The organism is Rhodospirillaceae bacterium, assembly GCA_016712715.1.
Lineage (GTDB): Bacteria > Pseudomonadota > Alphaproteobacteria > Dongiales > Dongiaceae > Dongia.
In genome coordinates, this window is record JADJQM010000003.1 from 411,783 (window position 1) to 433,262 (window position 21,480).

The 21,480-nt window shown below is 60.0% G+C and carries 21 protein-coding genes; 8 read left to right on the forward strand and 13 right to left on the reverse strand.

The annotated features are described in order from the left end of the window. Window positions 1–3: 3 nt before the first annotated feature. The 5 genes from IPK59_19750 (at window position 4) to crcB (ending at window position 6,826) form a co-directional block, all read left to right on the forward strand. On the forward strand, window positions 4–2,739 hold the full coding sequence (locus tag IPK59_19750; protein ID MBK8160897.1) for a glycosyltransferase: 2,736 nt from the start codon (window positions 4–6) through the stop codon (window positions 2,737–2,739). After that, window positions 2,736–3,893 (forward strand): hypothetical protein, encoded by a 1,158-nt coding sequence (locus tag IPK59_19755; GenBank protein MBK8160898.1) that lies wholly within the window; start codon window positions 2,736–2,738, stop codon window positions 3,891–3,893. Before IPK59_19750 ends, IPK59_19755 begins: the two co-directional genes overlap by 4 nt. 49 nt (window positions 3,894–3,942) lie before the next feature. Continuing rightward, entirely contained in the window at window positions 3,943–5,148 is a 1,206-nt protein-coding gene (locus IPK59_19760; GenBank protein MBK8160899.1) for a polysaccharide pyruvyl transferase family protein, read from the forward strand. 21 nt (window positions 5,149–5,169) lie between these two features. Continuing rightward, window positions 5,170–6,354, forward strand: coding sequence for an SGNH/GDSL hydrolase family protein (locus IPK59_19765; GenBank protein MBK8160900.1), 1,185 nt, complete (start codon window positions 5,170–5,172; stop codon window positions 6,352–6,354). Between the two features lie 79 nt (window positions 6,355–6,433). Beyond that, entirely contained in the window at window positions 6,434–6,826 is a 393-nt protein-coding gene (gene crcB, locus IPK59_19770) for a fluoride efflux transporter CrcB (protein ID MBK8160901.1), read from the forward strand. Window positions 6,827–7,267: 441 nt separating this feature from the next. Here crcB and IPK59_19775 read toward each other — a convergent pair whose 3' ends face one another. The 3 genes from IPK59_19775 to IPK59_19785 form a co-directional block, all read right to left on the reverse strand. After that, the gene (locus IPK59_19775; GenBank protein MBK8160902.1) at window positions 7,268–7,489 is read right to left on the reverse strand and encodes a DUF3185 domain-containing protein; all 222 of its coding nucleotides are present in this window, start codon (window positions 7,487–7,489) and stop codon (window positions 7,268–7,270) included. Window positions 7,490–7,529: 40 nt separating this feature from the next. Further along, the gene (locus IPK59_19780; GenBank protein ID MBK8160903.1) at window positions 7,530–8,111 is read right to left on the reverse strand and encodes a sigma-70 family RNA polymerase sigma factor; all 582 of its coding nucleotides are present in this window, start codon (window positions 8,109–8,111) and stop codon (window positions 7,530–7,532) included. 157 nt (window positions 8,112–8,268) lie between these two features. After that, window positions 8,269–8,517 carry a hypothetical protein gene (locus IPK59_19785; GenBank protein ID MBK8160904.1) on the reverse strand — a complete coding sequence of 83 codons (249 nt, stop codon included), beginning with the start codon at window positions 8,515–8,517 and terminating at the stop codon, window positions 8,269–8,271. A gap of 322 nt (window positions 8,518–8,839) precedes the next feature. Between IPK59_19785 and IPK59_19790 the strand changes: the two genes are divergently transcribed. Continuing rightward, window positions 8,840–9,616 carry a response regulator gene (locus tag IPK59_19790; GenBank protein MBK8160905.1) on the forward strand — a complete coding sequence of 259 codons (777 nt, stop codon included), beginning with the start codon at window positions 8,840–8,842 and terminating at the stop codon, window positions 9,614–9,616. 176 nt (window positions 9,617–9,792) lie between these two features. Continuing rightward, the gene (locus IPK59_19795; GenBank protein ID MBK8160906.1) at window positions 9,793–11,592 is read left to right on the forward strand and encodes a hypothetical protein; all 1,800 of its coding nucleotides are present in this window, start codon (window positions 9,793–9,795) and stop codon (window positions 11,590–11,592) included. A 65-nt stretch (window positions 11,593–11,657) separates the two neighbouring features. Here the strand turns inward: IPK59_19795 and IPK59_19800 are convergent, their stop codons facing one another. Beyond that, a complete protein-coding gene (locus IPK59_19800) occupies window positions 11,658–12,143 on the reverse strand; it encodes a hypothetical protein (protein MBK8160907.1) in 486 nt (161 codons plus the stop codon). A gap of 385 nt (window positions 12,144–12,528) precedes the next feature. Here IPK59_19800 and IPK59_19805 point away from each other — a divergent pair, with 385 nt between their 5' ends. Beyond that, window positions 12,529–13,524, forward strand: coding sequence for an AI-2E family transporter (locus IPK59_19805; GenBank protein ID MBK8160908.1), 996 nt, complete (start codon window positions 12,529–12,531; stop codon window positions 13,522–13,524). Between the two features lie 52 nt (window positions 13,525–13,576). On the opposite strand, the gene IPK59_19810 is transcribed toward IPK59_19805, so the two are convergent. The 9 genes from IPK59_19810 to IPK59_19850 form a co-directional block, all read right to left on the reverse strand. Further along, window positions 13,577–14,317 carry a PRC-barrel domain-containing protein gene (locus IPK59_19810; GenBank protein ID MBK8160909.1) on the reverse strand — a complete coding sequence of 247 codons (741 nt, stop codon included), beginning with the start codon at window positions 14,315–14,317 and terminating at the stop codon, window positions 13,577–13,579. Window positions 14,318–14,670: 353 nt separating this feature from the next. Beyond that, window positions 14,671–14,910: a hypothetical protein gene (locus IPK59_19815; protein ID MBK8160910.1), complete on the reverse strand. Its 240-nt coding sequence runs from the start codon at window positions 14,908–14,910 to the stop codon at window positions 14,671–14,673. A gap of 78 nt (window positions 14,911–14,988) precedes the next feature. Next, window positions 14,989–15,864, reverse strand: a complete 876-nt coding sequence (locus IPK59_19820) for a universal stress protein (protein MBK8160911.1) — start codon at window positions 15,862–15,864, stop codon at window positions 14,989–14,991. A 103-nt stretch (window positions 15,865–15,967) separates the two neighbouring features. Continuing rightward, the gene (gene ccoS / locus IPK59_19825; GenBank protein MBK8160912.1) at window positions 15,968–16,165 is read right to left on the reverse strand and encodes a cbb3-type cytochrome oxidase assembly protein CcoS; all 198 of its coding nucleotides are present in this window, start codon (window positions 16,163–16,165) and stop codon (window positions 15,968–15,970) included. Further along, window positions 16,162–18,537, reverse strand: coding sequence for a cadmium-translocating P-type ATPase (cadA, locus tag IPK59_19830; protein ID MBK8160913.1), 2,376 nt, complete (start codon window positions 18,535–18,537; stop codon window positions 16,162–16,164). Before cadA ends, ccoS begins: the two co-directional genes overlap by 4 nt. Then, window positions 18,534–19,031 carry a FixH family protein gene (locus tag IPK59_19835; GenBank protein ID MBK8160914.1) on the reverse strand — a complete coding sequence of 166 codons (498 nt, stop codon included), beginning with the start codon at window positions 19,029–19,031 and terminating at the stop codon, window positions 18,534–18,536. Before IPK59_19835 ends, cadA begins: the two co-directional genes overlap by 4 nt. After that, window positions 19,000–20,418, reverse strand: coding sequence for a cytochrome c oxidase accessory protein CcoG (gene ccoG / locus IPK59_19840; protein MBK8160915.1), 1,419 nt, complete (start codon window positions 20,416–20,418; stop codon window positions 19,000–19,002). Before ccoG ends, IPK59_19835 begins: the two co-directional genes overlap by 32 nt. A 31-nt stretch (window positions 20,419–20,449) precedes the next feature. After that, complete coding sequence (ccoP, locus tag IPK59_19845; protein ID MBK8160916.1) at window positions 20,450–21,319, reverse strand: cytochrome-c oxidase, cbb3-type subunit III; 870 nt, start codon at window positions 21,317–21,319, stop codon at window positions 20,450–20,452. Further along, a complete protein-coding gene (locus IPK59_19850; protein ID MBK8160917.1) occupies window positions 21,312–21,479 on the reverse strand; it encodes a cbb3-type cytochrome c oxidase subunit 3 in 168 nt (55 codons plus the stop codon). The genes ccoP and IPK59_19850 overlap by 8 nt, the downstream gene beginning before the upstream one ends. Window position 21,480 lies beyond the last annotated feature (1 nt).

Consider the following 21,480-nt stretch of genomic DNA (forward strand, 5'->3'; position numbering starts at 1 on the left):
CCGATGCGTGCGCGCAAGCTTAACAAGCCGGACAATGAGGCCAAGCTCACCACCGGCGACGCGTTGCCGTCGACCGACGACCTGGACTCCTTTGCGCCCACCCTTGCCATCGTCATTCCGGTATACAAGCATTCGGTGCTGATGACGGAGGCCGTGGAGTCCGCGCTGGCCCAGATCGCGACTTTCGACATCGCCATCGTCATCGTCGATGATGGCTGTCCATTCCCCGAAACCGAGGAAATCGGTACCACCTACGCAACCGCGCACGGCAATGTATTTTATCTGCGCAAACCAAATGGCGGCCTGAGTTCGGCCCGCAACTATGGCGTCGATTTTGCCTGCGACCTGTTCCCGTCGATCGAAGCCATTTATTTTCTCGACGCCGACAACCGCATCACCCTGCCGGCCATGCAGGACGTGTTCGCCTTTCTGAAGGAACGTCCGGAGATCGACTGGGTCTATCCGAACATCGACAAGTTCGGCATCGGCTGGAACGGCAGCTATCAAGCTCCCTATTCGAGACTGTTGCACCTGACTTTCGACAACATCTGCGAGGCCGGCAGCATGGTCTCACGCCGTGTTTTCGATGCCGGAATCAGGTTCGATGAGACCATGAAGGCCGGGTTCGAGGATTGGGAATTCTGGCTCCAATGCATCTCGCATGGCTTCGTCGGCGCCAATTATCCGTTCTTCGGATTCGACTATCGCCAACGCGCTGAAAGCATGCTGCGTGATTCACATCGCACCAAGGCCGCGATCATGGCCTATATACGCGAGAAGCATAAGAAGCTCTTCATGCCGGATACGCTGGCGCAATGGGAGCATGAGGAAAGCCCGCGCTTTGCGGCGATTGCAACCGGCACGTATGCGGTATCCCTGTTCAGTGACCCGCTCGCCAAGCATGCGAAGATCGACCTTGAGACCTTCATAGACCGCTACTGGGCGTCGCTGGCGGAACCGGATGCTCATGGTATCCCGCCCTTCATGCTGTGGATCGCTCCTGCGCACCTCGAAGCCATGCGCAAGATCGGCGTGCTCCACAACGTGCTTTGGCACGCCGAACGGCTCAGCGAGAAGCACCATCTGGTCGCCATCCGCCTGGAGCATGACGCCAGCCGCATCGAACTCAAGCAAGTCGAGGCAGGTGCCCCGGATTATATGGCGAAGAAGCCACTTGCCTGGATGTGCTCGGCCGAGATCTTCAAAGCCTGTGTCGACGACATTTCCGACGAATGGATCGGCTCAATCCGCGGCAAGCGGCCATCGCCGGACACGGTTGAACTGGTGATTCGGGGACCGTTCAAGGCGTTCGATCTGGACCGCACTGTCCTCCCCGCCACCAACGGTCTGCTCTCGACCCTTGGGGTCTTTCGTGATTCCGCCTATCGCCGCGTCGCCAATGTACGCTGGACTTGGCGGGGCGGCTATTTTCCGCCGGTCAAGAACCACTATAGGCTTCTGCGCGACGCCTTGGGCGCGAGCCCGGTCCTACCGCGCATCGCGACCAAGAATCAGGCACCGCGTATCGGCTTCCTGCTGCCGATAGCCTCCTTCGGCGGTGTCGAGAAAGTCGCCTATGCCATGGCTCGGGTGATGGCGCGCCTCGGCTATGAGACCCATCTCTATATACTCGGCAAGTCCTCCTGCGAGATGGTCTTCGACCAGGGCGACTTCGCCAGCGTCAACTTTCTCATGGATGATTATCCGCTCTGGGGTGGCGCACACCAATTCGCCGGCCACGATCTGATGATGGCGCAGGATGAAGGTGCCCGCGTCGAGCGCCTTCTCGGCCTCTTTGCCGGGCTGGATGTGGTGGTGAACTGCCAGGTAGCACCAGTCAACGCCGTCCTGGGCGAGTTGCGCCGGCGCGGGGTGAAGATTCTCGATCACGTCCACGTTCTCGATCGGACACGCTCGGGGCGATCGGCCGGTCACCCTTACATTGCGCTGGCCTATGAACACATTTACGACCTGATCCTGACCTGCTCGGAACAGATGGTCGACTGGTTCCATGGCATGGGCGTGCCTACGGCCAAGCTGATGCACATCCGTAACGCGCCGAGTTACGAGATGAGAGACTCCGAAGTGCGAACGGTCCTGCGCCAACGGCAGCGCCGAGGCGTGCCGGAACGTCTCAAAACCCTGTTCATCGGCCGTCTCGATTCGCAGAAGGGCATCGAGCGCCTTTACAACGCGGCCGTCATCATCAGGCGGCGTAAGCTTCCGATCGACATTCGCCTTATTGGCGGCGAGGTATTGAACGACCAGGCCCGCGGCTCCTGGACCGAGCGCTTCGCCGAGATCGGCATCAAGCTTGAGCCGGCCATTTACTCCGCTAAGGCCTTGACCGACGCGTTTGCCGAGGCCGACGTCCTGCTGCTCACTTCGCGCTGGGAAGGCGCCCCGCTTACCATTCTCGAGGCACAGCGTGTCGGCTGCGTGCCGGTGGTGACCGCCGTGGGCGCGGTCGGCGAACTAGTCGAACATGAAATCGATGGCCTGCTGATCAACAGCGAAGATGACAATGCTATCGCTCACGAACTGGTGCGATCGCTTGAGCGCCTGCTCAGCGAACCGCACCTCCTCAATCGGCTCTCTTCCACCGCGGCAGATCATGTTGCCGCCACGAATTGGGCCGAAAACCTGTCGCCGCTCATCGACCGGCTTGAGGCTTGGTTTCCCTTCAGGTCGGAGGAAATCGAGCTACGCCGAACCGTAACCTCGAGTCCGGGCCGATGAGCGGCGGCAACCACATCAGATACCTCGGGCTGCTGGCATTGATCGGCGCGCTGGCCATCGCCGCCGGCATTCCCGCACGAGCAACCGGGGCGGACCCGGCTGCATTCAGCACAGGAGTGGCCACTGCCAATATCGCCTGGGAGAAGCCAGCCATCATCGCAGCGACCCTCGGGGACATAGCCGAAGCCGGTTTCACCCGTGTTCGCATCGGTCTCAAGAACCCACTGTCCGGAACCTACCGTGCTCTTGAAGAAGCCAAGCGGGCCGACCTAGAGATACTCGTCACGATCCCGCTCATCGACGGGGCCGTCGCTGCCAAGGGTGCTGTGCCGCGGCCCCGCACGGACGGTTTCTTTCCATCCTACGGTTTGTCTCAGATTGACCTCGCTCGCTATCAGGCGCGTTTGGAGGATTTCCTGGCTTTTGCCGACGTCCATCAGATTCCGCTGATCGGTCTGGAGCTTGGCAACGAACTTAACTGGTCCGGCTACAACGGGGATCTGCCGCTGGCGGCGCGCGGCCATGTCATTGCCACCGAGGCGGATTGGACTCCGGAACAGCGCGCCCTCTTTGCAGTCGGACTAGACCGCTATCGTGCCGTGATCGATATCACCCGAACGGCACTGGCGAAGAATCCGGCTCTTTCAAAGGTCAAACTGATTTCTGCCGGTCTGGCCGACATCAACAGTGACTTCATCGTCAATAGCGGTGCAACCTATGTGGCGCCTGACCTCGTTTACCGGGCGTTCGACACACGCGATCTATTCGATCATGTCGATGTCGTCGGCATTCACCTCTACGAACCTTTGCGCTTTGCCAACAGTCTGGGGGCGCGGACAGACCTGATCGACAGCCAACTCGCCCCATGCGGCCAAAACGCCTTCGCGCGACGCCCATGCTGGCTCACCGAATTCGGCACTGCGCTGCCGCAGCAGGAATGCGCGCCGGATGACAGGCGGCGTATCGAAATCATGCAGCCACTGTTGGAATATCTGGATACGCCAGGCAATGCAGAACGCGTGCCTCAGGGATTCTACTACGACTGGAACGATGACGCAGGATTTTCGCTGGTGCGCTGCGGCCAGCCGACCGCACTGACCAGAATGTTGCCGCGCTCCAATGACGGCGACGGAAAAGATCCAGGAACACCATGAGCAGGCTAATGCGCCAATTCAAACCCATTCGGGGAGGAGGACTTTCGTGATGAAGAGACTTTGTTTCGGTCGCCAACCGGCGGACACCCGCTATCGCTATCACCCAGGCATGCCCTTCTCCGAAGGGTTGCCGAGATCGAACAGCACGACCTTCAGCACGATGTCGCGCAACTTCTACCTGACGTCGAACAAGGGGAACATGCTGATCGGCGAAGGCTCCTGCCGCATTTTTGATTATGACCGCAACTACAGCTGCATGCTGAGCGTGCATGTCCTCTACGATGCCTACAAGGGCTCGAAGGAGGCGATGGACCTGCTCAACAACAACTTCGATGCGCTGGTTTTGCCGATGGCCAACGAAATCCGCCCGAACCTCAACCACACCTCCCTGGTAAAGGTCCTGGAGCAAATCAAGATTCCAGTCATCGTTCTGGGCATGGGCATGCAGAATGAGATGGAGGATCTCTCCACCCTGGAGCCGGCGACGATCGAACTGCTGCGCTGGATCGATGAACGCGCGCTGGTGTTCGGCGTGCGCGGAACCCAGACTGAGACCTGGCTGAAGAAGATGGGTTTCAAGAACCCAGTCGCGCTCGGCTGCCCCAGCATGATGCTCTACCCCGAGAATATCCTTGGTATCAAGGCGCCGACCAGGAAGCCGGAGGAGTATCGCTTTGTCACTGCCGGCTATCTGCAGAAGAAGTCGGTGCGCGGCCGCCAACTTGCAAAGTTCTTCGCCGGACAGAAATGTTCCTATGTCTTCCAGGACGAGATCTTCCAGTTCAAGGAAGAACTCCAGGGGCGGCATTTCTTCGATGATGCCCGCAATCAGATGATTCAGAATGTGTTCGAGCCCTTGGTCAACGAGGCCATCGGGACCGAAGCACCGTTCGACAAGTATTTTTACTTCGATAGCGTTGATGCTTGGCGCCAGTGCTATGGCTGGCACGACGTATTTATCGGCGATCGGTTCCATGGCGGCGTGGCGGCCCTCCAGGTCGGGTTGCCGACCGCGATCCTGTTCAAGGACCTGCGAGTCAAGGAGTTGAGCGAATTCTTCGGCGTGCCGCACACCACTGTCGATAAAGCATGCACCATGGGCATCGAGGCTTTCATGGCCGAGTTCATGTCCGAGCAGCGCATCAATGCCTTCCTGGACACCTATCGCCTGCGCCTGAAGAACTTCCATCGCCACCTGACCGAGGCTGGGTTGGCGATGACGGAGAACTACCAGGCCATGCTGATGGCCGCTTGAATCTGAGGAAGGGCGGATCTCATGTCGAAGACCCTGCGCACTACCATCATCGGTGGCTCCAACACGGTGATGGAGCCGGGCTATCTCGGTCAGATGCTGGCCGCGACCGAGCGCCAGGGATTGCGGCTCGACATCGTCGAGAACATGGCGATCGGTGGCACCACCAGCGCTTATGGTCTGTTCCGCCTCAAGGCGGGTGATGCACTTGACCGCTCCGACCTGCTAATCATCGAATATGCGCTGAACGATGCTTTCATCTATGGTGATGAGCGGCGCCAGTTCCGGCACTGGGCCCGCATTTATGAAGGCATCCTGCGCTATGCTTTGACCCGCAATCCAAGGCTGCGGATCTGCACGCTCGTCTTTGGGGCGCGCAATGGATCATGGCTTGGCAGCGTGCCCTCCATCGACGCGGGTATTCACTATCTGTCGGATTGGTATGGAACCGCCTGCATCGATATCTCCCGGGAGCTGATACGTCGGTTCGGTCGTCAGGTGGTGACAGACCCCGCCTTCTACAGCGACCAGGGTCATTACAGCCGCCCGGTTGCCACCGCGATGGTGGCCGACCTTGCCGCCGATGCGCTGATTAGGTTCACAGATGGCGAAGCCAAGAGATACAGGGGCGCCGACGCTCTGCCACCGGCCGTCGATCCCGATCATTTCGCCGAGGCCGGCGTGATCGACGTGCCAACGATCTTCCGCGCTGCCCAGGACGCAACCCTGGTGGAGTTCCACAACCGGCGCTTCGCCCTCACGGCCATCGATATCGCCCGCCACCAGCTCACCTTGCGGCTGAGTGGCGGCAAGTTGCTCGGCGTTTTCCATGTCAGCACCCCGGATACGGCGCCGCTTGCGCTGACCCGGGGCGATACCGGCTATCACTGCTCCCTGCTGAAAGGCGGGGTGCGAGATGGCAAGTTCAAATTCCTGGCCGCGATGATGCCCTGCGAGTTTCTCTATGGCGCCGAGCTGCTGCAGGAAGTGCCTGCGGAGACGCTGACCTTTGGCCGCGCCGGGTCCCATCCGTCGCTCAAGCGGCACGTCGCCAAGGACAATGTCGCCCAGGAAGCCCCGGTTCAGGAAACGGCGGCACTCCCCCTCATGGGCCTTCTCTACAGCGGGCAATGCCTGAGCTTCGCAGCCGCCTCGGCCCCGGCTCAACAGGCCGAGCTGCCGCGCCGGACCGCCGCCAATTCGGCCTGACCTCGATCGTTTTCCGGGGCGGAATCCTCTCCTTGCCCGTGTTATAACGAACGCGGATCCAAGTTTGGGGGACAAGATCGTGGCCTATTTGTGGATTGCCTTGGGCAGCGCCCTGGGCGGCATGGCGCGCTACTGGTGCGGCGGACTGATCGCCGCCCGGTTCGGCAGCGACTTTCCCTGGGGAACCCTCTTCATCAACATCCTTGGGTCCTTCATCATCGGCTTCTTTGCGACCCTGAGCGGCCCCGACGGCCGGCTCGTGGTCGGGGAGAACGGCCGGCTTTTCATCATGGTCGGCTTGTGTGGCGGATACACGACCTTTTCCGCCTTCAGCCTGCAAACACTCGATCTGATCCGCGCGGGCAATTGGCCTAGTGCCGGCGGCAACATCGCTGCCTCGGTCATTCTCTGCCTGGCGTTCGTTACCCTCGGCCATCTCGCGGCCCTGGCGATCAACCACACGCGCCCATGATCTTGGCGTTCGCCTCCAAATTGTCCCGATCCTCATAAAAGTCACAGCAACCACCGTGCACCGGCGGTGTTGTCCTAAGACCGAGAATGGGCTGAGAAGAGGAGAGCACCAATCATGCAAAAAGCAGGATCAAAGCAGAGTGAAACGGCTTTCCTCCGGACGCAGGCAGTTGCCGTTGCGCCTGCCGTGGTGGAATCGCGGCAGATTCCGCCATGTCCGCTCCGAATGAAAGCGCTCAACGAGCGTGCAGCCCTCGCCCGTCAGGTGATCTGATGTCCGATCATCACCAGCACATCTCGGCTGAATCGGCGCGCGGTGGTGAGAGGAGCGGTCGGGTACGAAATGTCCTTTTCATCTCTACCGGGCTCGCTGTACTCACCCTCGGAGTGATCGTCGCCATCTGGGTATCCTAATTCCGCGCGATTTCTGCCAGGCGGCAGGTCAGGCGCGGCGGCGACCGACAACCACGAGGCCAAGCCCCGCCACGACGGCAATAATTCCTGCAATATCAGGAATGCGGATGGTATGTTCTTTGTCGGCGGTGGCCACGATCGGGCCAAGCTCGATTACCTTTTCTTCCGTCGTGTAGGAGAACCGCCCAACCGCCAAGGCCACGATTCCGGCGACGATGAGCAGCAGGCCAACGATTGACAATGGTTTCATGATCTATCCTTTTCGGTGAATGCTGAAGGGGCCCGCAATATCAGCGGCGTGCTGGACCGCGATAGCTGAGTTCCGGACCATCGGTTGCTGAATCCTGCTCGAGGAATTCCTCCAATCCATCCGGCTCCGTCGGGGGTGCATCACGGCGTTGGCCGACAAGGCCACCTTGCTCCAATATCTGCTTTAGCTCCGCACGGGCGCGCGACACGCGGCTTTTGACCGTTCCAACCCGGCAATTGCAGACCTCGGCCGCCTCTTCGTAGCTGAAGCCGCTGGCGCCGACGAGGATCAGTACTTCGCGTTGGTCGGCATTCAATTGCCAGAAGGCGCGGCGGAAGTCGTTGAATTCCAGATTGGCGTCCTGTACCGGCCCGATGGATGGCTCGTCACCCGCCATTTCGTCGATCGGCGTCGACTTGATCCAGCGCTTGCGGCATTCATTGTAATATAGATTGCGCAAGATCGTGAACATCCAGGCCTTGAAGTTGGTGCCCGGTGTGAACTGGTCGATCGCGGCCAGAGCCCGCACCACGGCATCATGCGTGAGATCGTCTGCCTGATCGCGATTACGTGTGAGCGAGCGGGCAAAGGCGCGCAGGTGCGGGATAACATCCAGCAGCATCGCTTCGACATCGGCTCTGGATTGTTCTACGACCTGCATTTCCATCTATTCTTCTCCGATACCCCGACCAAACGTCGACCGTGGACAGCAGTTCCCTGCCCTAATGGCGCGGCTCACCTGCCTTGAGCAGGCGCGCGGGTACCTTGCTTGATGCGCTCTATTTCTGGCTTTGCGACTTCAACTGACCGATTAGCCGTGCCAGATCGGGTGGCAACGGCTCTGTGCTGACATCGTTAAACAGTTGATTCAGTTGGTCGTCGAACCATCGATCCAACGCCTGTGGTGGCTTCACCTTACCATCCGCGCCATTCGCCCGCGCTTGAGGCGACGTATCATAGGTCGAAGACCTGGCAATGACTCCCTTTGCCACGGAATCCGGGTCTTTGTCGTTTTCTTGTGAGCTCACGATTGCCAGCTACCTTATTCGTCTACAAACTCTATTGCCGGGTTCGCCGGTATCTTTGCCTGCAAGCAACCGGCCCGTGTTACCAATGTTCCCAGCATACCGATAGAGGAACGCGTCAAATCACGGCTCACGAGATATCGCGCCGTGGCATCCAGGGATCGGTCGGGCGCCGCAGGAAAACACATGGTTCAGTCTATCGGTTTTTTCTGTCCGTTAAGGGAACCCAAAACGCGCAAATCGGTTCCTGATACATCGGAAAAAAGTCGATCTCGGATCGGATCTTAGAACAAAGGGTGGCAAAGTGCGGGCAAATTCTGACGAAATAGTACACAATCTCAAATATTTACGTCGTTATGCGCGAGCGCTTATGGGATCTCAGGAATCTGGTGACCTATATGTCCGTGTGAGCCTCGAGGCGCTATTGGCGGATCCCGAGGTCATTCCTGCCGGGGCGGACGTGAAGCTCGGCCTGTTCAAATTGTTCCACGTGGTCTCCAACCGAAACGTGGAGGCCGATGACCCCAATGCGTTGGTCGACCTTTCGGTCGAAGCCCGGTTGCGGGCCCTTCCTGCCTCTGAGCGCCAGATCCTCCTGCTGACCTCGCTCGAAGGCTTTTCGACCGCGGACGCAGCGACCATCCTCGACATCCCCGTGGCAGAAGCAGAGGCCCTTCTGGTCGATGCCTGGGCGACCGTCAATCTGCAGATTGCGACATCTATTCTGGTCATTGAAGATGAACCGGTGATTGCCCTCGATATCAGCAGTCTGGTGACGGATCTTGGTCACACGGTGGTTGGCGTCGCGGCAAGCCAGACCGAGGCGGTGGCGATCTTCAAGAAGACGCAGCCCGGCTTGGTCCTTGCGGATATCGACCTTGGCGCCGGTGGCTCGGGTATCTCCGCCGTCACGGAGATCCTGCGCATGTCTACGGTCCCGGTGATCTTTGTGACCGCCTATCCCGAGCGCCTGCTCACTGGGGAGCGCCCCGAACCGACCTATCTTGTGACCAAACCTTTCGAATCCGATACACTCAAGGTCACGATTTCGCAGGCTCTGTCATTTACCAGTACCGGGCACGCGAAGCGGATCGCCGTCTAACGTAGAATTGATCAGACACCAACCGGACGCCTTCTGTCGAACATCCTTCGCTTAGTGGTCGACAGGATGCAGGCGTCCGTTGCAGGGATCATGTGTGGCGTGAAAGTTTTTTGGCACAGCGCCAAAGGGTCCCAAATCATGCCATGGCTGAAATTGCATTGGGCGATGGGACCAGAATGATCGGCACGTTCCTGCAACCCTTGCGCCATCGCCTGATACTCCTGTTTGCGATCGTGCTTATCATTCCCAGCGCCTTTGGCGTGTGGGCGGCCATTGACAATTTCCGCGGTCAGATCGCCTTGGCGCGTGACGCCACTTTGCGATTTGCCGCACTTGCGTCCAACTATGAAGCCAACTTGCTGTGGCAATCGCAGCAGATCGTTCAAAACCTGTCACGAGACGATCAGGTACTGGCTGTGCTGCGGGGCGCGCAAGACAGTCGAATCCATCTTGAGTGCAGTGAGTCTTTCGCTCGAGCAGTGCAGCCTTATCCGCCCTATGGTACGGCTGTCCTGTTCAATCTAAATGGCGATGCGGCGTGTCAATGGGACGAGAGCAAGCAACTCATCAATGTTGCCAAGCGTGAGTGGTTCACAAGAGTTCTTGCTACCAGCGCCCCCACACTCAGCGGCTACCTGATATCCCCGGCCTTGCGCGAACCGATCATTTCCTATGCGGCGCCAGTGTTTGATGCCGACGGGACTCTCAAGGGGGTCATTGCCCTCGGCATCCGCCTCAACTGGTTGTCGGCCATCGGGCAGGAACCCGGCCTACCAAGTGCCGGTGACGTTACAATGCTGGATCGCCACGGCGCTGTTCTTGTGAGTTCGAGAGGCGATGGCGAGCGCGCACTTGAAACGCTTCCGGCCAAACCCATTGTTGACTCCATCATTCGTGATGGCGTCCGTTCGCTGGAGGCGCCCGGGCTGGATGGGCAACAACGCATTTACGCGGTAAATGCGCTCGGAAACAATGGACTGTTTATCATCTTCAGCCTGCCACGCGCCGCGGTGATCGACCCACTGCTCCGTGACCTGATGATCCAGATCGGCATTCTATGCCTCGTGTCGATTGCCGGCATGATGGCGGCACTGTTTGGCGCCCGGCAATTGGTGACCCGATGGACAGAGAGGCTCACCGATGCTGCCAATTCAATGAGCTTGGGCAATCTTTTCGCCGATACAGAGTTGCGTGGTGCACCAAGCGAGATCCGTCAGCTGGGCGAGACTCTCAAGGCCATGGCCACTCGCATCGAACACCGCGAAGCTGATCTGCGGGAATCGCTTGCCCAGAAGCAGCTGATGTTGCGCGAAATTCATCACCGTGTGAAAAACAACCTGCAGATCGTCACAAGCCTGCTCAATCTCTACGCACGGCTTCCGCGCGGCGACGCATTCAAACAGGCGCTATCGGACCTGCAGATGCGCATCAACGCCCTAGCATTGGTTCACCGGCATCTTTACGAGAGCGAGGATCTCAAGGAGATCGACCTGGCGCCGTTCATGAAGAACCTGTGCGCCCTGCTCCAGGACGGATCGGGTATTTCATCGCGGCGCGTAACAATGCGTTTCGAGTTCCCCAACATGCGGATGATTGGCGACCGCGCGGTGCCTCTGGCCCTTCTCACGACAGAAATTCTCACCAATTGCTTCAAGCATGCGTTTCCGAATCAGGGAACTGGCAGCATCAGTGTGTCGATGGCGGTTGCGGAGGACGGAGAGGCCTGCCTGTCTATCGTCGACAATGGTATCGGCCCGGCGGCGCGCGGAAACGGCGACCCGGTTGGCACGATGGGCGCCACTCTCATTGCCGCCTTCACCAAGCAGCTAGGCGGAACCATGACTGTTGCCGGCCCGCCGGGGACAGCAACAACGATCAGGTTCAACGTGCTGCCACTCAAGGCTGGCGCGCCGACCGGGAACGGACCCCAATCCGAAGACGACAGCACCCCAGAGGGGGCTGCCACGCGGGGATGATGTCGCCAACGACCCGGGTCACCCGGGTCGTTGCTGCGACCAACGCTGACGGATACCGAAAATTACTACCTCAGATCACCCATTCGCCTTGGTTGCCGACACGACGGCAAATTCCAGATCATCGAGTTCCTGACGCGGCCCCTTGATCTCATGCACAATTGCGAAGCCTCACTGGGTGACAATTTGACGCCGTGGGGCGAGTTCGGAGAGCGGGATTTCCGGATGACATCCAGCAGCCGGCCGATCGCGCCTGGCAAGTCCAATGCTTCCGACAGGACATCCCCCGGCTCTCGGGGGGTCTGGGCGGTGGCCTCCGCCAGCTGCCGCGAATAGGCCTCGAGGAACGGCGCTCTACCGACCTTGGCGAAGCAGGCAGCGTCGAGCAGGACCGATTTGGCCAGCGTGGGACGGCCTGCACGATCCGGGTCGGAATAGTCGCGGATTGTCTTGGGAGACAGGTTCGCGGCCTTTGCGGCATTCGTGACACCAAGGATGCGCAGCACATCCAGGGTCGCGTCTTCAAATGTACCGGCTATGCGTATCTTGGTCATTGTACCTCCAGTTTCTTAACCTGCTCGACACGAGGCGTCTGCAATTGCAATAGACACGCTGACTCTAGGGTCAGTATTCGCACCGAGGCGTTCATCTCTGGGCATAACGACGAAAATCGGAGAGAGTTCCGGACCAGCGCTCTGTCTTTGGTAAAGACGAGAACATTGGTTGCTGGTGGAACATTCACCGGCGCCCCCCGTTGTAACGGCGCAAACCGGCCGCGGCGCCCGCATAGGGCCGCCGCTATGGGGCAAGATATATGAACGGACTCAGGCTTTGACGCTCTCCAGTGGACACCCGCCCGCTCTTCCGGACGTTAACCCTCCGGAGACGTCGACTGCCGTCGATCTTGATCTCGACCCCGTTGCTGTGGCGACCATTGCCATGGGGCTTCTTGCCGGTCTGTGGGCGCTCTACGTGGCACAGCCGGTCGTTCTGCCGGTCATCATCGCCTTCGTCCTCCGACTTCTGTTGCAGCCGGTCTTCCGGTTACTGACGCGGGCGAAGATACCGACGGCCATCGCGGCATTGCTTACCGTGACATTTCTGGTCGCCATCGTGTTGATCGTCTGCGCGCCCCTGACGGGATCGGCCAGCGACTGGGTCGGCAAACTGCCCGAGGCAATGTCGCGCCTTTCCGATCGATTGAGCCTGTTGAGCGAACCTATCGATCTGGTGCAACGCCTGCTCCGTCATGCAGAAAAAGCCACCAATGGCGGCAGCACCACCGTAGCCGTCCAGCAATTCGATCTGGTCGGCATGGTGGTCGGCGGTCTGAGCGCAATTACCGACGGATTGGTAACAACCGGCCTGATCCTGTTCTTCCTGCTGATAGCCGGCGACAAGTTCCTCCGGCGCCTGGTCGAACTGCTGCCGACCTTTCGCCAGAAGCGCCAAGCCATCGACATCTCGCAGCAGATCGAAAGCGATATCTCCGCCTATCTCGTGACGGTCACCGTCATGAATGTCGCCGTCGGCATTATGGTTGGCATCGCCATGTACGTTGTCGGTATGAGCGATCCATTGTTATGGGCCGTGCTGGCGCTGGTCCTCAACTATGTGCCGATCCTGGGCCCCCTGGCGGGGATCGGCATCTTCCTCCTCGCAGGCTTTCTGAGCTTCGACAATTCCTGGTTCGCCACCTTGCCGGCCGCCCTCTACCTCTTCATCCATGTCATCGAAGGCGAGATAGTCACACCGCTTCTGCTTGCCAAAAGGTTCACGCTGAACCCAGTCGCTGTGATCCTGTCGCTGGTATTCTGGTATTGGATGTGGGGTGTGCCCGGGGCAGTTTTGGCGGTGCCGATGCTGGCAATCACCAAGATCCTGTGCGACCGGGTTCAGTCTCTGCAACCGCTCGGCCACATGTTGGAAGATTGATTGTTGAAAGGATCGCCACCGGGGAGATGATTCTCCCCGGTGGGAAACTGCCTTAGCGTGCGTTGGCCTCATAGGCCGGCAGGCCCTTCAGGCGGTCTTTGCTGGCATTGACCGTGGCTTTCACGTCATCCTGCGTTCCGCTGAGCTTGACGTCCTTCCAGTTCAGCAGGACGGAATGCGTGCCCATGCCGAGGAAACCGCCGACATCCACCACGACGCCCTGGACGTTGCCGTCCTCCTGCAGCACGACTTCGCCCACTTCACCGAGATTGTCACCATCGGTATTCTCGACATTGAGGCCAATCAGCTTGCTCGAATTGAGGGTGCCGTCCGCATTCCTGATTGGCGAGGCACTCGGCATCAGGCTGCCGGATTGGTCCGCAGCATAAGGCTTTCCATCACCTGTCATGATCTTGCCGCGCTGGCTGTCATCGGCATAGTCGTATGGCGGCGTCGACTCTGCTGACTCCTTGGTCAGCTTGCTGACGACCTTGCCATCCTCGGTCTGGCGCAGTTCTTTCCACGCAACCGGCACCAGCTTCTCGGTCTGCAACCAGCCACTGACATCGATGATGACAGATTGGACCTTGCCTTTTGCATCAACCATCACGCCGTCGATTTCGCCGATGGTCTCGCCCTTGCCATCAACAACGTCCTTACCGATCAAAGCGCCGGCATCGACATTGCCGTCAGCGGCAATGGTCGTTGTCACTGCGTTATCCGCCATCGCGATGACCGGCGACGCAACCATCAGCACAGCCAAAGCAACACCCGTCTTGAGCATATTCTTCATTCCATCTCTCCTTGTCGTTACGCTTGGATGATAGGAATGAATCGTGATGGCATTGGTTCCTGGCAGTGGCCACCCAAATCTCCGCCAAAGTCGGAGGAACAGGGCATTCGACAGCATGACCTGCAGCGAGCCCGCTGCCCTTCAATTGAGGGGCGCGCCTACGGAGTATCATGGCGCAGCCTTGATACTCCCCCCACAATCTGGCGCGCAGGATTGGATCTTCTACCGCCTTCCAATAGAGCGGGTTTAGGTAGTCGATCGGGGCGCCCGCATCACGCAATGCCTTCACCTGCTGCTGCCCGAAATTGCCAAAGATCACAGCTACGTCGTTGCTCTGATACATCTGCAATAGTTCATCCGTGGTGTCTTAGAAGCTCCGCACGTTGTTCTTGAGCGCGATCTGCCCGTTCTTGATGTCGGCGATTTGCGATCTGGTTCGGTATCTCATTGAGATCGAGGGGCGTGGTGAGTCCGGCATCGACATAGCGTTGCAGCTGTGCGGTGTTGACGGCAAAGAGGTCAAAATCCTGGCGGTCCCTGTTCGTGATCTTGGCCCAGACCTCTTCATCGGTACCGATAAAGACGACACTCACATGGGTGCCCCGTTGCGACAGTTTTCCTCATCGAACGGAACACGGTTGACGGTCAGCTCTCTGCCTTTGATCAGACTGTTAATAGGCGAGGAGAACGGGGATCTTGGCCTCGGCCAGCATGTGGCGGGTCACGCCGCCCAGGAACATCTCGCGCAGTCGGCAATGGCCGTAGCCACCCATTACGACCAAGCCGAAGCTGATCTCTTCCAGTGCGGCCAGCAAGGCAGCAGGAGTCTTCTCTTGCGAACTATTGATCCGCTTTGTCCGCGCCTCGATGCCACGCAGCACAAGGCGTTCGACCAGGTCGGTGGCATCGGACCCCTCGCTCCGGCCGGCCGACATCACCACGGCGTTGCCACATGCGGACAGCAGTGGCATGGCATCGCCGACGGCGCGCGCTGCCTGCTGACTACCATTCCAAAAGATGGCGACGCGCTTGGGATCGAGGCCGCGAAAACCGGCCGGAATGCACATGACGGGACGGCCTGTTTCAAACAGTGCAGCCTCGACGATCATCTGTTGTGCCTGATGTCCCCCCGACCCGGGTTGGGCCAGAACGATCACATCGGCGAGGCGCCCATACTGGATCATGGCGCCATCATAGGTACCCTCGCATTGGCGCCAGGTCGTTGTCAGGCCATTGTTGCGACCGGTGAATGATTTGCTGATCTCGGTTTCCAGGCGGATGTTGTGCCGTCCCATCCAGGCGGAAAAGGAGGATTTGGCCAATTGGTGGCGCCGATTGATGTCTTCCGTGATGCCAGCGACGATATCCGATGTACCCAGGCCGTTGATCCCATCGATGAGACCGGCCAGAATCTGGAAGGGATCAAGGCGGGGGTGCAGCACCTCGATATGGCTGTCATAGATCCGCGACAGCGCCAAGGTAGCGTCGAGGACCTCCGGGTCCGACGCCGCCCCCGTCACCACTGCCAAAATCACGCCCTTCTTCATACCGGCTCCGCCACACCGCGGCGGCCGACAGTGAGCCACCTGCTAGGTTCCCATGGTAGCCAGCAGCAGGACTAACGGTTTTGATCTAGGTCAGAATCAAGGATCAAGCCTGCGGCATTTCGCCATCTGCTTTTGGCGCTGGCCGCTCGGCAGGGGGTGCCGGGGCATCGTCGAAAAGAATGCGCTGCGCTGCACCATCGAGATCGTCAAACTGGCCCGAGCGCATGGCCCACAGGAACCCGCCGAGGCCGAGCCCACCCAGGACCAATGCGATAGGGATCAGGAAAAGGAGGACTGTCACGACAGTTCCCCCATCTGCCCTTTGTCCAGTGTCACCCGGATGCGTCCGGCGCGGAGCGCATTGAGCACCACGACAATGGATGAACTCGACATGGCTATCGCAGCCACCAGCGGGGTGACCATACCCAGGATGGCCAGTGGCACGGCTGCCAGGTTATAGGTGAGTGAAATGACCAGATTCTGCCGGACCAGCCGATCGGCTACCAGCGCGGTGCGCAGCGCAGTGAGGATGGGGGCCAACCGGTCGCCCTGAAACACCAGGTCGGCCGCATTCTGGGCGATCTCAGCACCATTGGCAGGCGCCATCGACACCGTGGCCGCGCGCAACGCCGGCGCGTCGTTGATGCCGTCGCCGATCATCAGCACATGCTTGCCCTCGGTACGCAGCTGCTCGAGCCGCTCCACCTTGTCGGTCGGCAATTGCTGGGCGTGCCAATCTGCTATCCCGACCATCTCCGCCGTGGCAGCGACGGTCGCCATACGGTCGCCGGACCAGATCTCCACCGGTCCGATCTGTTTCAGCGCCTCGACCACAGCCTGCGCATCGTTGCGCAGCGGGTCGACGAATTGGAACGATGTGCCGCGCCCGGCCGGATCGACCAGCCAAAGCGTCATAGCTGCCGATCCGCTGTCAGTCTGCCCGGTAAAGCGCGTACTGCCCAGGCGCCAGACGCCGTCGGGGCCGCGCCATTCCAGACCATGTCCGGGAATCTCCGTCACGCCTTCCAGCGCCACGACGAGCCCGGCCGCGCGGCGCAGGGCCGCAGCCAGGGGATGCCGGCTGTTGCTGGCAATCGATGCCGCCTTCGCCAGCTTGCCGGGATCGCTGCAGGCATGGAGTGTCGGTCGACCGATGGTGAGAGTGCCGGTCTTGTCGAGGAGGACATGGTCCACCAGGCGCAGCCGCTCCAGCGCATCCGGTGACTTCATCAGGATACCAGATTTGAGCAGCCTCTGGCTCGCCACCACCTGCACGGCCGGCACAGCGAGCGCCAGCGCGCATGGGCAGGTGATGATCAGCACCGCGATGGCGATTAGCATCGCATCCTGCCACGCCATCCCGCCCAGGAAGACCCAGGCGAGGAAGGTAGTGAGTGCTGTCAAATGCACGACCGGCGAATAATAGCGCGCGACGCGCTCGGCCAGGCGCACGAACCGGCCGCGCCTGGCCTCGGCCGCTTCCATCAGGCGGATGATATCGGCCAGCAAGGTCGATTCGCCCACCCGCTCAACCAGAATGGTCAGCGGCGCCTCGAGATTGAGCGTGCCGGCAAAGACGTCCGTGCCGAGGCTGGCAGCAACCGGCATGGATTCGCCCGAGATCATCTGCAGGTCGACCCGGCTATTGCCGGCCAATACCTTGCCATCGGCTGGAATGCGCGCACCAGCGACCACCAGCACCCGCTGCCCGGCCAGCAACTGACGCGGCTGCACATCGCGCAGCGAACCATCGCTTTCGACGATTGTCGCTGCCTCCGCATTCAAGGCCAGAAGCTGTTCGGCCGTGGCCCGCGCCGCCCGCCGTGCTCGATGATCGAGGAATCGGCCGATCAACAGGAAGAACAACAAGGTGACGGCCGAATCGAAATAGGCGTGCTGGCCACCGGTAAAGGTCTCGAACAGACTCAATGACGGCGCCAGAATGACGGCCAATGAGATCGGCACGTCCATGTTGGTACGTCCAGCGCGCAAAGCGGACCAGGCCGAGCCAAAGAACGGCCGGCCGGCATAGGCAATGGCCGGAATGGCGATCATGGCCGAGACCCAATGCAACAGGTCTCGCGTGGCGGCATCGGCACCAAGCCAGACCGAGACCGACAGCAGCATGATATTGCCCGCAGCGAATCCGGCCACCGCAAGATAGCGCAGCAGTTGCTTGACCTCATGCTCGTCGCGGCTGGCAAGGCAGCTGGGATCGAGCGGCACCAGCCGGTAACCAAGCTGCTGAACGCCGGCAACAAGTGTCTCCACCTGGACGGCAGCCTTTTCCCAGCGCAGCGAGAGACGCCTAGTGGTGAGCGAGACGCGGGCGCTGACAACGCCCGGCTGCTGCAGCAGGAACTGTTCGATCAGCCAAACGCAGGCGCCGCAATGCAGGCCGTCGATCATCAGCGTGAGTTCGCCGGTCATCTCGTCGATGTCACGCGCCCAGGCAGCCAAGCTCCCCACCTGGAAAATATCCTCCGGCCTTGGCTTTCGCTGCGCCCCGTCCAGGACGCGCCGCTGGTAATAGGCGCCAAGGCCAAGGCCTCCGATCAGCTGATGTGCTGCCTTGCAACCCGCACAGCAATAGCGCTCGCTGCCGACGACCTCGCCGCCACAATGCTGGCACAGGCCGTCGGCCCGGCCCTGCTCGGCGGCAGGCTGGATCATCGCAGGAACAGCCTCTGGCTTTGCTGCCAGGCAACATCGCCACGCTCTGCCTTCAGGCGCAGTTCCCAGTTACCCAGAGCCTGCGGCGTGAACACGGCGCCATAGCGGCCGGCACCGAAATCAGTCAGGGGGATGGTGCTGTCCATGCCGGCATTCGTCGGCCGGACCAGAAAGGCTTCGACGCGCAATTCGGTCACCGGCGCACCAGCGCGATCCAGGATGGTAACTTCAAGCTTCCGCGCGCCGTTGTTGCCACCCGTGACCAGGGGCAGGGCCCGCCAGCCGGTTTGGGCATTGGCGGCGGCGGCGGCCAGAGCCTGATTGTATTGCAGTCCCTTGTCATAGGCACTGTCCGTCTCCAGCCCGCTGAAGCTGCTGACGGCCGTGAAGATCAATATGCCGTTGACGGCGATGACGATGAGAAAACCGAGGACGAAAATCCCCGGGATCCACAGGGAGCGCCTATTTGGCTGGACCGCGGAAGACGGCGTCATGGCTGCTTGTCTCATGGGTTGTCTGATCCTCAATCGTCACCTTGATCGGCGTCGAATCATCGCTCAGGGCCGAAGCCGGGGCATGCAGCAGCATGCGGAAGGTACCGACCGAATCCCCTGGCACCGAAACCAGGGAGCCCGGCTGTCCGATTACCTTCAATCTGATCTGCTCGATGCCACTGACCTTGATGTCATACTGCGCGTCCTCGCGCACCATGTTCAATATCTTGATGCTGTAGCCGTTTTGGATGTCGCCATTGCTCAATCGCACGAAGATGGGCGACCGGTCAGCTTGCAGTGAGACATCAAGGCGCGACCGCGTACCCAACGACAGCACCATCGCTGCGCCGATGAGCGCAATGATGGCAGCGTAGAGCATGGTGCGCGGCCGGATGAAGCGATGTTTTGCCGGCAAGTTCGCCGCGCGCTGTGCCTGATTGTAGAGCGAATCATAGGTGATGAGCTCGGTCGGTCGTCCAATCTTGGCCATCACCCCGTTGCAGGCATCGATGCACAGGCCACAGCCGATGCAGGCCAGTTGCTGGCCGAGCCGGATATCGACACCGGTCGGACAGACATGATGGCAAAGTCCGCAATCGATGCAATCGCCGAGCTTCTCACCGCCAGCGCCAAGCGCCTTTACCTTACCACGCGGTTCGCCGCGCCATTCCTCATAGGTCACCAGCATGGTGCGTTCATCGAACATCGCCGACTGGAAGCGCGGCCACGGGCACATGTAGATGCAGACCTGTTCCCGCGCCCAGCCGGCGAGGAGATAGGTGGTCCCGGTAAAGAGCGCGATGAAGCCATACTGTGCGCTGCTCGCCTGCCCCGTCACGAACTCTCGAACCAAGGTCGGCGCATCGTTGAAGTACATCGCCCAGGCGCCGCCGGTCAGCAAGGCTATCAGCAACCAGACGCCATGCTTAGCCAACTTCAACCCGATCTTGCGAACCCCCAGCGGCTCCTTGTCGAGCTTGATGCGCTTATTGCGATCACCCTCGATCCAGCGCTCGACAAACAGGAAAAGATCGGTCCAGACCGTCTGCGGGCAAGTAAAGCCGCACCACACCCGGCCGAGCAAGGCGGTGGCCAGAAACAGGCCGAAGGCACCCAGCATGAGGATGCCAGCAAAGTAATAGACTTCCTGTGGCCATATCTCGATCCAGAAGAAGTATGCGCGCCGCCCTGGCAGGTCGACCAGCAATGCCTGGTCGGGAACGCCCTCGCCGCGATCCCAGCGCAACCAAGGCATCACATAATAGAGGCCGAGCAGGACGCCCAGCACGAGCCACTTGATCAGCCGGAACTTTCCGAACACGCGTTGCGGATAGATTTTTTCCTGTGCCGCGAAGAGGCTCTTGGGCTGTGCGTCCTGGACCGTCATGTTACATGCAATACTTTAGTCATTCGCCAAATCACTGCCCGCCACCGAGGCTGTGCACATAAACCGTTACCATTTTGATCAGATCGTCGCTGAGCCGCCCCTGCCAAGCCGGCATCACACCGTGGCGCGGGGCGTTGATATGGGCAGCGAAGGCAGCGCGGTCACCGGTGAACTGCCAGATATTGCTGGTAAGCGAAGGCGCGCCCAGCTCCTTGTTGCCGGCCGCATTCTCACCATGACAGACCACGCAATTTTCGGCGAACACCTTGGCACCACGATCCTTGGCGGCGGCATCGAATTCCGCCCCAGTCAGTGACACGACATATTCCGTGACATCGGCGATCTGTGCCTTGTCGAGGAGCCCGTCGACGCCGAAGCTCGGCATCAGCGACTGCCGAGCTTCCGGATCGTCAGCGTTGCGGATGCCGTGGCGCACTGTCTGCTCGATATCGGCAAGGCGTCCACCCCAGATCCAGTTATCATCTGCCAGCACGGGATAGAAGCGCAGGCCTTGTCCACCGACACCATGACACTGTGCACAGTTCTCATTGAACACGGCTTGGCCGCCAGCCAGGGAAAATTCCAGCAACTGCGGATCCTGGGAGATCTGGTCGACCCCCAGAGTCTCGATGCGGTCAGTAAATTGCTTCTTGCCCTCGGCCGCCGCGGCGGCGTCGGTATAGTAATCAGCATGCGAGTTGTAGCCGAGGATGCCTTTGGTGTAGCCGGAGAGGCTCGGCCAAGCTGGGTAGAACACCGTATAGCCCAGCCCATAGATGACGCAGGCATAGAACACCAGCAGCCACCACCGCGGCAGCGGATTGTTGAGTTCCTTGATGCCGTCCCATTCGTGCCCCGTGGTTTGAACACCCGTGGCGAGATCACGTTCGACTTCAGCCATGATTGTTCATCTCCTCAGCATCTTCACGAAAGGGAATCTGGGCACAATCGTTGAAATGGTTCTTGTTGCGACCACGATAGGCATGGAAAACGATCGCGGCGAAAATGATCAGCAACCAAACGACCCATAATTCGCGCGCCATGTGGGAAAATTCGAGCAGG

Excerpts from the sequence above, each read along its gene's own strand:
- IPK59_19750 (MBK8160897.1), top strand. The coding sequence starts at position 4 with ATGCGTGCGCGCAAGCTTAACAAGCCGGACAATGAGGCCAAGCTCACC.
- IPK59_19755 (MBK8160898.1), top strand. The coding sequence starts at position 2,736 with ATGAGCGGCGGCAACCACATCAGATACCTCGGGCTGCTGGCATTGATC.
- IPK59_19760 (MBK8160899.1), top strand. The coding sequence starts at position 3,943 with ATGAAGAGACTTTGTTTCGGTCGCCAACCGGCGGACACCCGCTATCGC.
- IPK59_19765 (MBK8160900.1), top strand. The coding sequence starts at position 5,170 with ATGTCGAAGACCCTGCGCACTACCATCATCGGTGGCTCCAACACGGTG.
- IPK59_19775 (MBK8160902.1), bottom strand. The coding sequence starts at position 7,489 with ATGAAACCATTGTCAATCGTTGGCCTGCTGCTCATCGTCGCCGGAATC.
- IPK59_19780 (MBK8160903.1), bottom strand. The coding sequence starts at position 8,111 with ATGCTGCTGGATGTTATCCCGCACCTGCGCGCCTTTGCCCGCTCGCTC.
- IPK59_19795 (MBK8160906.1), top strand. The coding sequence starts at position 9,793 with ATGATCGGCACGTTCCTGCAACCCTTGCGCCATCGCCTGATACTCCTG.
- IPK59_19800 (MBK8160907.1), bottom strand. The coding sequence starts at position 12,143 with ATGACCAAGATACGCATAGCCGGTACATTTGAAGACGCGACCCTGGAT.
- IPK59_19805 (MBK8160908.1), top strand. The coding sequence starts at position 12,529 with ATGGGGCTTCTTGCCGGTCTGTGGGCGCTCTACGTGGCACAGCCGGTC.
- IPK59_19810 (MBK8160909.1), bottom strand. The coding sequence starts at position 14,317 with ATGAAGAATATGCTCAAGACGGGTGTTGCTTTGGCTGTGCTGATGGTT.
- IPK59_19820 (MBK8160911.1), bottom strand. The coding sequence starts at position 15,864 with ATGAAGAAGGGCGTGATTTTGGCAGTGGTGACGGGGGCGGCGTCGGAC.
- cadA (MBK8160913.1), bottom strand. The coding sequence starts at position 18,537 with ATGATCCAGCCTGCCGCCGAGCAGGGCCGGGCCGACGGCCTGTGCCAG.
- IPK59_19835 (MBK8160914.1), bottom strand. The coding sequence starts at position 19,031 with ATGACGCCGTCTTCCGCGGTCCAGCCAAATAGGCGCTCCCTGTGGATC.
- ccoG (MBK8160915.1), bottom strand. The coding sequence starts at position 20,418 with ATGACGGTCCAGGACGCACAGCCCAAGAGCCTCTTCGCGGCACAGGAA.
- ccoP (MBK8160916.1), bottom strand. The coding sequence starts at position 21,319 with ATGGCTGAAGTCGAACGTGATCTCGCCACGGGTGTTCAAACCACGGGG.